Annotated in this window: 10 protein-coding genes; 8 read left to right on the top strand and 2 right to left on the bottom strand. The window is 37.8% G+C overall.

Annotated features, from left to right (window positions below):
• Positions 1–171: 171 nt before the first annotated feature.
• The gene (locus tag F4V44_RS27025) at positions 172–387 is read right to left on the bottom strand and encodes a sigma factor G inhibitor Gin (protein ID WP_150443071.1); all 216 of its coding nucleotides are present in this window, start codon (positions 385–387) and stop codon (positions 172–174) included.
• Between the two features lie 296 nt (positions 388–683).
• On the opposite strand from F4V44_RS27025, the gene F4V44_RS27020 reads away from it, so the two are divergent.
• From F4V44_RS27020 to rsmI, 8 genes are all read left to right on the top strand, one after another.
• Entirely contained in the window at positions 684–2,117 is a 1,434-nt protein-coding gene (locus F4V44_RS27020; RefSeq protein ID WP_150443070.1) for an aminotransferase class I/II-fold pyridoxal phosphate-dependent enzyme, read from the top strand.
• Between the two features lie 20 nt (positions 2,118–2,137).
• Entirely contained in the window at positions 2,138–2,767 is a 630-nt protein-coding gene (gene tmk, locus F4V44_RS27015) for a dTMP kinase (protein WP_150443069.1), read from the top strand.
• 43 nt (positions 2,768–2,810) lie between these two features.
• Complete coding sequence (gene holB / locus F4V44_RS27010) at positions 2,811–3,818, top strand: DNA polymerase III subunit delta' (protein WP_150443068.1); 1,008 nt, start codon at positions 2,811–2,813, stop codon at positions 3,816–3,818.
• Complete coding sequence (locus F4V44_RS27005; RefSeq protein WP_150443067.1) at positions 3,811–4,638, top strand: PSP1 domain-containing protein; 828 nt, start codon at positions 3,811–3,813, stop codon at positions 4,636–4,638. The genes holB and F4V44_RS27005 overlap by 8 nt, the downstream gene beginning before the upstream one ends.
• Before the next feature lie 13 nt (positions 4,639–4,651).
• Entirely contained in the window at positions 4,652–5,023 is a 372-nt protein-coding gene (gene yabA / locus F4V44_RS27000) for a DNA replication initiation control protein YabA (RefSeq protein WP_150443066.1), read from the top strand.
• Positions 5,024–5,138: 115 nt separating this feature from the next.
• A complete protein-coding gene (locus F4V44_RS26995) occupies positions 5,139–5,828 on the top strand; it encodes a tRNA1(Val) (adenine(37)-N6)-methyltransferase (RefSeq protein ID WP_150443072.1) in 690 nt (229 codons plus the stop codon).
• On the top strand, positions 5,818–6,099 hold the full coding sequence (locus F4V44_RS26990; protein WP_150443065.1) for a GIY-YIG nuclease family protein: 282 nt from the start codon (positions 5,818–5,820) through the stop codon (positions 6,097–6,099). The genes F4V44_RS26995 and F4V44_RS26990 overlap by 11 nt, the downstream gene beginning before the upstream one ends.
• A complete protein-coding gene (gene rsmI, locus F4V44_RS26985; RefSeq protein WP_150443064.1) occupies positions 6,077–6,958 on the top strand; it encodes a 16S rRNA (cytidine(1402)-2'-O)-methyltransferase in 882 nt (293 codons plus the stop codon). The genes F4V44_RS26990 and rsmI overlap by 23 nt, the downstream gene beginning before the upstream one ends.
• Before the next feature lie 94 nt (positions 6,959–7,052).
• On the opposite strand, the gene F4V44_RS26980 is transcribed toward rsmI, so the two are convergent.
• Positions 7,053–7,346 carry an AbrB/MazE/SpoVT family DNA-binding domain-containing protein gene (locus F4V44_RS26980; RefSeq protein WP_191090880.1) on the bottom strand — a complete coding sequence of 98 codons (294 nt, stop codon included), beginning with the start codon at positions 7,344–7,346 and terminating at the stop codon, positions 7,053–7,055.
• Between the last annotated feature and the right edge of the window lie 389 nt (positions 7,347–7,735).

Below are 7,735 nucleotides of genomic sequence, written 5' to 3'. Positions count from 1 at the left end.
GTAGTTGGGGTCTTACCCCTGTGAGAGTAGGACGTCGCCAAGCAAAGCTAAAAAGTATCCATCATTGGATACTTTTTTTTATCCTATGTAGAAAACTGCAGAAACAAAAGCTATATATTATCATCTATCCACCATATAAAAAAGAGCATCTAAATTAGGTGCCCTTTTTTATTATGAGAAAATCTCTGGAGTGGTAATTTTTTTTAGCTTTGTTAAGTAATATTTATACTTGGGGTCGCTCGTATCGGTGATGATAATATCCCTCTCACAATCCATGCAAATAAATGAAGTGTATAAATGTATACCCTTGTTCTTTTGTTCATCACAAATCACACATTTCTCTTCCATTTGCCCTTTTGCTAATGAATCCAATACACTCACCTCCATAAAACTATACTGCCCAGTTTGAATTGGTTGTATACAAAATTATGAAAATTCCCTCATATAGTTTAGCTGATTAATATTGTATGTAAACCTTAGTAATTGTTTGTATGTCTCATTAGATCTTTTCAAATCAAATCAAATACGTTAAAAAGTTCCATAGTTGAAAAAGGAGTTAAGTGAAGTTCCCCTTTAGATGGGAGAGGCGGTTTGGTACAATAGATAGGAAATGCTAAATTTAAGTGAATATATGCATAATATACTAAGAAAAAAATATCTATATTTGAGAGTATGGTGTAATAATGAACCAATCAAAAACTCCTTTATATAATCAACTTTTTTTACATAGTGAAAAACATCCTATATCTCTTCATGTTCCTGGTCATAAATATGGCGAAACTTTTCCAAAAACTGCAAAAACTCATTTTCAAGCGCTATTAAAATTAGATGCTACTGAACTATCAGACCTTGATGATCTCCATTCACCGGAAGGAGTTATTCTAGAGGCTGAAACACTTCTCTCACAATTATATGGTGTTGAAAAAAGTTTTTTTTTAGTGAATGGTTCAACGGTTGGAAATTTGGCCATGATTATGGCAGTCTTAACTGAACATGATACCGTGCTTGTCCAGAGGAACTGCCATAAATCAGTTATGAATGGCATTGAATTAGTAGGTGCAAAGGCAGTATTTCTGAGCCCTGATTACCATCAGGATTGGGCAGTTTCAGGTGGAGTATCTGTAGAAATTGTGAAAAAGGCATTAGATGTTTATTCGAATGCAAAGGCGGTTATCCTAACCTATCCAAACTATTATGGGATGGTAAATGAACTGGAGAAAATCATCCAACTGGCGCATAGCAGAAATATCCCCGTACTTGTCGATGAAGCACATGGAGCCCATTTCATAAGCGGAGGCAGCTTTCCAAAGTCTGCGGTACAGTTAGGGGCAGATATTGTTGTGCAGTCAGCACATAAAACTCTGCCAGCCATGACAATGGGCTCCTTTCTTCATATGAATGGCAACAGAGTTGCAAGAGCATCCATAGAAAAATACCTTAATATCCTGCAGTCGAGCAGTCCATCCTATCCAATTATGGCGTCCCTTGACCTAGCAAGAAGCTACCTAGGGACTTATTCAAAAGAAGACCATCATTACCTTAACGAGCAAATTTCTGCATTTAAAGAGAGACTAAAGCAACTAGATGGGATAAGGGTTATGGAATATGATGATGGCGGAGATCTATTAAAGGTTACACTGCAAACAGCTAATCAGTACAATGGGTTCGAATTGCAGGCCGCTTTTGAAAGGGAAGGAATTTATACAGAGCTGGCAGATCCATATAATGTTCTGCTTGTATTGCCACTGTTAAAGCAGGATAGTCAATTTCCTTTTATGCGAATAGCAGATGGTATACATCACTCATTGAGGGATGTACAGTTAATTGACAGAGAGAAAAAGATGGTTAACTATACGCCGTTAATCACTGCACCTGTCCTTACTAGTCAAGAAATGGGTCAGTTTGAGATTAGAAAAGTACCTCTTTTGGATGCTGTCGATGAAATCTGTGCAGAAAAGATTATTCCGTATCCTCCGGGTATTCCTCTATTACTTCCCGGTGAACTCATTACTGCGGGAATGATTAGACAGATAGAAGGATTAATTGACTCTGGGGCAAGATTCCAGGGTGCAAATTATATATATGAGCATTACATTACAATTTTTACAAAGAAATAGTAATAAGTTGGAGGATTATTGTGAAAAAAGGTGTATTTATTACAATAGAGGGTCCAGAGGGAGCCGGCAAAACGACCATAATGGAAATGTTGATGGAAAAGTTAAAATTGGAGGGTTATCCTGCCATAAGCACGAGGGAACCAGGTGGAATAGAGATTGCAGAAAAAATCAGACATGTTATTTTAGATAAAGAAAATAAAGCGATGGATGCGAGAACGGAAGCACTTTTATATGCGGCTGCCCGGAGACAGCATCTCGTTGAAAAGGTATTACCCGCAATCGAAAGCGGATATATTGTTATATGTGATCGGTTTATTGACAGTTCTTTAGCCTATCAGGGTTATGCAAGAGGTCTAGGGATTGATGAAATCTTTGCCATTAATCAATTTGCAATTGAGGAAATGATGCCGGATGCAACCCTTTACTTTGATATTGATCCCGCGATTGGCTTAGACCGAATTAATCGCGATAATGGAAGAGAAGTTAACCGTTTGGATCTCGAGGGCATTGACTTCCATCACAAGGTTCGAGAGGGCTATCATTTATTATGTAAGAGATTCCCGAACCGTATTGTAAAAATTGATGCCTCTCAATCAGTGGAGGCTGTGTTTGAATCTGCAGTTGACGAATTATTCCGTGTCATACAATAAACTGCAGTTTTCATTAATATCTCTATGTAAGTGAGTGATATATTTGGCAAAAACATGGCAAGAGCTTGAGGAAATCCAGCCAGTTGTTTTAAAAATGATAAAAAGAAGTATAGAGAAAAAGCGGCTTGCCCATGCTTATTTATTTGAAGGCATGAAAGGAACAGGAAAAAAAGAAACAGGATTGTTGCTGGCAAAAAGCTTATTCTGCTTGTCACCAGTGGATGAGGTCATTCCTTGTGAGGAATGCAATAATTGTAAACGAATAAATCATGGCAATCATCCTGATATTCATATAGTGGGGCCTGACGGACTGTCTATTAAAAAGCAGCAGATTCACCAGTTGCAGGAGGAATTCTCAAAAACAGGCGTCGAATCAAAGCAAAAGCTGTATATGATTATTCATGCTGACCGGATGACGGTGAATGCTGCAAATAGTTTGCTGAAATTTTTAGAAGAGCCTTATCAGCAAACCTATGCTATCTTAATGACAGAGCAGGTACAAAGAATACTGCCAACCATTTTATCCCGTTGCCAAACCCTATCTTTTAAGCCATTATCCAGTGAACATATGATTCAGAAACTTATTGAGATGGGTGTTAAGGAACACCGGGCGCCTATACTTGCCCAGCTTACCAATAATTTGGATGAAGCTTTAGAGCTAAACAATGATGAATGGTTTGCACAAGCACAAAAGATAGTGGTAAAATTATATGAAGTGCTTAAGAAAAGTTCCCTTGAAGCAATGGTCTATCTTCAAGAGGAATGGATCTTACATTTTAAAGATAAAGAACAAATGGATCGTGGATTAGATCTTTTACTTCTTATTTTTAAGGATTTATTATATATACAATTTGGGAAGCAGGGGCAAGCTGTTTTTGTGAGTGAGGCGAAAGTTTTAGAACAATATGCCTTACAAACTTCAGGACGTCGTTTAGCTAATCAAATGTCGATAATATTGGAGGCGAAGAAAAAGCTGCAGGCAAATATGAATCCACAGTTATTAATGGAAGAGCTTGTGCTTAAATTGCAGGAGGGATCTTCAGTTGTATGATGTAGTTGGCGTACGCTTTAAAAAAGCGGGTAAGATATATTATTTTGATCCCGGCGATTTACCAATTCTTAAGAATAATTTCGTTATCGTGGAAACTGTAAGGGGCGTTGAATACGGACAGGTAGTCATTGGCCCAAAACAAGTGGATGAAAATGACGTTGTTCTTCCTTTAAAAAAGGTATTGCGAATTGCGGATCAAAAGGATCGTATGATTGTAGAGGAAAATCGGACAGCTGCAAAAGAAGCCTATGATGTTTGCAGTGAAAAAGTAACTATCCATCAATTAGATATGAAGCTGGTTGATGTTGAATATACCTTTGATCGTAATAAAATCATTTTTTATTTTACAGCAGATGGCAGGGTAGATTTCCGTGAGCTTGTAAAGGATTTGGCGGCTATCTTCCGGACAAGGATTGAACTTCGCCAAATTGGTGTCAGAGATGAAGCTAAGATGCTTGGCGGAATTGGGCCATGCGGCAGGATGCTATGCTGTTCTACTTTTTTAGGTGATTTTGAGCCTGTTTCTATTAAAATGGCAAAAGATCAGAATCTATCGCTTAACCCAACGAAAATATCTGGATTATGCGGAAGACTTATGTGCTGTTTAAAATATGAAAATGATGAATACGAATCAGCAAAAGAATTATTACCTGACCTTGGACAGTGGATTGAGACTCCTGGGGGTTCAGGGAAAGTAGTAGGACTCAACATCCTTGAAAGAGTGGTTCAAGTTGAAATTCCAAAGCTTGAGCGCGTGCTAGAATATACGTTGGATGAAATTATTAAAGAAGGTGCTGTACCGGTACAATCCACAGACTGATGAGGTGGAACCAGTGGATAAAAAGGAAATATTTGATTCAGTTAGTAATATGGAAATGCAAATTGGTCACTTGTACCAACAGCTTGGTGAGTTAAAGCAGCACTTAGCAGAAATCCTCGAAGAAAATAACTCTTTGAAGCTGGAAAATGAACATATTAGACGCCGTCTAGAAGAAATTACAGAAAATACCGAGTCAAAAAAGAGCAGTAAAAAGGATGAGAAAAGACTCGAGTCCACGAATCATGGAATTGTGGATATTGGAGAAGGATACGATAACCTCGCCCGCCTTTATCAGGAGGGATTTCATATTTGTAATCTTCAATTTGGAAGTCCTCGGACGGAGGGAGATTGTATCTTCTGCTTATCCTTTTTAAATAAAAAATAATGGACAGCCTTCCTAACTTTTTTGGGAAGGCTATTTTTTAAGAATACATAAGGGGGAGTCGCTTTTGGTTGAATTGATAGGGGATGAAAGGCTTGACTACTTATTAGCGGAAAAAATGAAAATTATTCAAAGTCCTTCTGTATTTTCCTTTTCTCTAGATGCGGTTCTGTTAGCTAAATTTGCATATGTTCCTATTCAAAAAGGGAATCTTCTCGATCTATGCAGCGGTAACGGTGTAATTCCATTATTTCTTAGTTTAAGAACAAAGGGGAACATTACAGGAGTTGAAATCCAAGAACGTCTCTATAATATGGCTGTTCGCAGTATCGAATATAACGGGCTGAGTGACCGGTTACGTATGATTCTCGGTGATATTAAAGAAATGCCGAAACAGCTTGGATATGGCAAGTTTGACGTTGTGACATGTAATCCGCCGTATTTTATTACCCCATCACAAGAGGAGATAAATGAAAACGAGCATTTAGCGATAGCCCGCCATGAAATTCTTTGTACACTAGAGGATGCTGTCAGTGCGTCAAGTCAGCTTGTGAGGCAAGGAGGGAAGGTTTCCTTTGTTCACAGGTCAGGCCGTTTGATTGATATGATTACACTTATGAGAAAATATAAGCTAGAGCCAAAGCGGCTGCAATTCGTTTATCCCAAGGCTGGTAAGGAAGCAAATACTTTATTAATTGAAGCGATTAAGAATGGAAAGCCGGATCTTAAAATTTTACCTCCATTAATGGTTTATCAGGATGATAATGAATATACGCCTGAGATGAGGTCGATTCTATATGGAGAGTAAGGAGCATTATTTTTATGTATTATCCTGTAAAGATGGCAGCCTTTATGCAGGATATACAAATGATTTAAAGCGAAGAATTAAGCTTCATAATGAGGGAAAAGGAGCTAAATACACTAGAGGAAGAGCGCCGGTGGTGTTGATTCACTCCAAACGTTTTGATACGAAAAGTGAGGCTATGAAGGCTGAATATGCTTTCAAGCGGTTAGACCGCAAGAAGAAATTACAACATTTAATAAAAGAGGGTACTTATGTGGCAGCAGAAAAGCTTTGATCAAGAAGATACGAAAGGGATTTTATATCTTGTCCCGACGCCAATTGGTAATTTAGAGGATATGAGCTATCGAGCAATCAGGATATTAAAAGAAGCGGATTATATCGCCGCTGAGGATACACGTAATTCAAAAAAGCTTTGTCATTATTTTGAGATTGATACGCCTCTCATGAGTTATCATGAGCACAACAAAGAGGCGGGAGGACGAAAAATCATTCAACTGCTTAAGGAAGGCGCGAAGGTTGCCTTAATTAGCGATGCTGGTTTACCGACGATATCGGACCCAGGGTATGAGTTAGTTGTTGAGGCTGTAGAAGAGCAGTTAACAGTTGTTCCTCTTCCAGGAGCAAATGCTGCCTTGACAGCACTCATTGCATCGGGTCTTTCAACGAAGTCCTTTTATTTTTTCGGTTTTTTGGACCGGCAGAAGAAAGAAAAACGGAAGCAGCTTGAGGAACTGAGAAATATTCCGGCAACTACCATCCTTTATGAGGCACCGCACCGATTAAAGGAAACACTTACTATGATTCATGAAGTGTTAGGGAATAGAAAAATAGCCTTGTGCCGTGAGTTAACTAAAAGATATGAAGAATTTATTCGCGGTACAGTATCAGAATTAATGGAGTGGGCAGCAAAAGGAGAAATTCGCGGTGAATTTTGTTTAATTCTTGAAGCGGGAGAACCGCTATCAGACCAGGAGAAAGCACTATGGTGGGAAGAACTATCTATTGAAGACCATGTGAAGCATTATATGGCAGTAAAAGAGTTAAGCTCGAAAGATGCCATTAAACAGACAGCAAAGGATCGAAATATGAATAAGAGGGAAGTATATCAGTTGTACCATATTGGAGGAGAGTAGAGGAAAGCAAATTATTGTAGAATCCAACAAAACTTACTGCATCCTCCCTACTAAAAAAGCTTCTCGATTTGAGAAGCTTTTTTAGTAGGGAATATTATTGATTAGATAGGTCAAAATTTTCTTGGATTTCCTTAATAAGCTTTTCGGCACCCTCACGGCTTAGAATCAACTTGCCTCCAGCTAATTGCAGATTGTTGTCTGATACTTCACCAGTAACTTGACAAGTCATATTTGGCTTATACTTTTTTAGGATAATACGATCATCATCCACATAAATTTCTAAAGCATCTTTTTCGGCAATACCAAGTGTGCGTCTTAATTCTATAGGAATGACTACACGTCCAAGTTCATCAACTTTACGAACAATACCAGTAGATTTCATTTTCACTCTCCACTCCAATCTAATAATATATCTATCTATTTTTTATTTTTTTCGCCAAAATTCGACAATTTTCTTACTTTTTCATCATAGCAACAATTCCAAAAAACGTCAATTACTTTATTTTCCTAAAATAATGTAAAAAATTCCAAAAAATTAGTTCACTCGATTAGGATAGATTATAACAGTACTAATGTTATATTACAAAAAATTACTCCTGAAATACTAGCGCCAAATTTTACCTTTTAATTTCTGTGGTGTTGGCGATAATTTGTAACAGGGGAAGGTTAGTTTACGAGCTAGGTGTCAATACTTTTAAAATAATGGCTTTATTAAAGTACTGTGTTGATAAGCCAGATTTTTGACTCATTCGTGTGAAATGAACATTTCACACGCCT

Source organism: Niallia endozanthoxylica (assembly GCF_008710145.1).
GTDB classification, from domain to species: domain Bacteria; phylum Bacillota; class Bacilli; order Bacillales; family Cytobacillaceae; genus Bacillus_BD; species Bacillus_BD endozanthoxylica.
Note: the sequence above shows the minus strand (reverse complement) of the source record. Positions and strands in the feature narration are given on the sequence as shown.

What these genes read in the sequence shown, in the direction of transcription:
- F4V44_RS26990 (WP_150443065.1), top strand. Translation starts at nt 5,818, where the DNA reads ATGGAGAGTAAGGAGCATTATTTTTATGTATTATCCTGTAAAGATGGC.
- F4V44_RS26995 (WP_150443072.1), top strand. Translation starts at nt 5,139, where the DNA reads ATGAAAATTATTCAAAGTCCTTCTGTATTTTCCTTTTCTCTAGATGCG.
- F4V44_RS27025 (WP_150443071.1), bottom strand. Translation starts at nt 387, where the DNA reads ATGGAGGTGAGTGTATTGGATTCATTAGCAAAAGGGCAAATGGAAGAG.
- rsmI (WP_150443064.1), top strand. Translation starts at nt 6,077, where the DNA reads ATGTGGCAGCAGAAAAGCTTTGATCAAGAAGATACGAAAGGGATTTTA.
- F4V44_RS27020 (WP_150443070.1), top strand. Translation starts at nt 684, where the DNA reads ATGAACCAATCAAAAACTCCTTTATATAATCAACTTTTTTTACATAGT.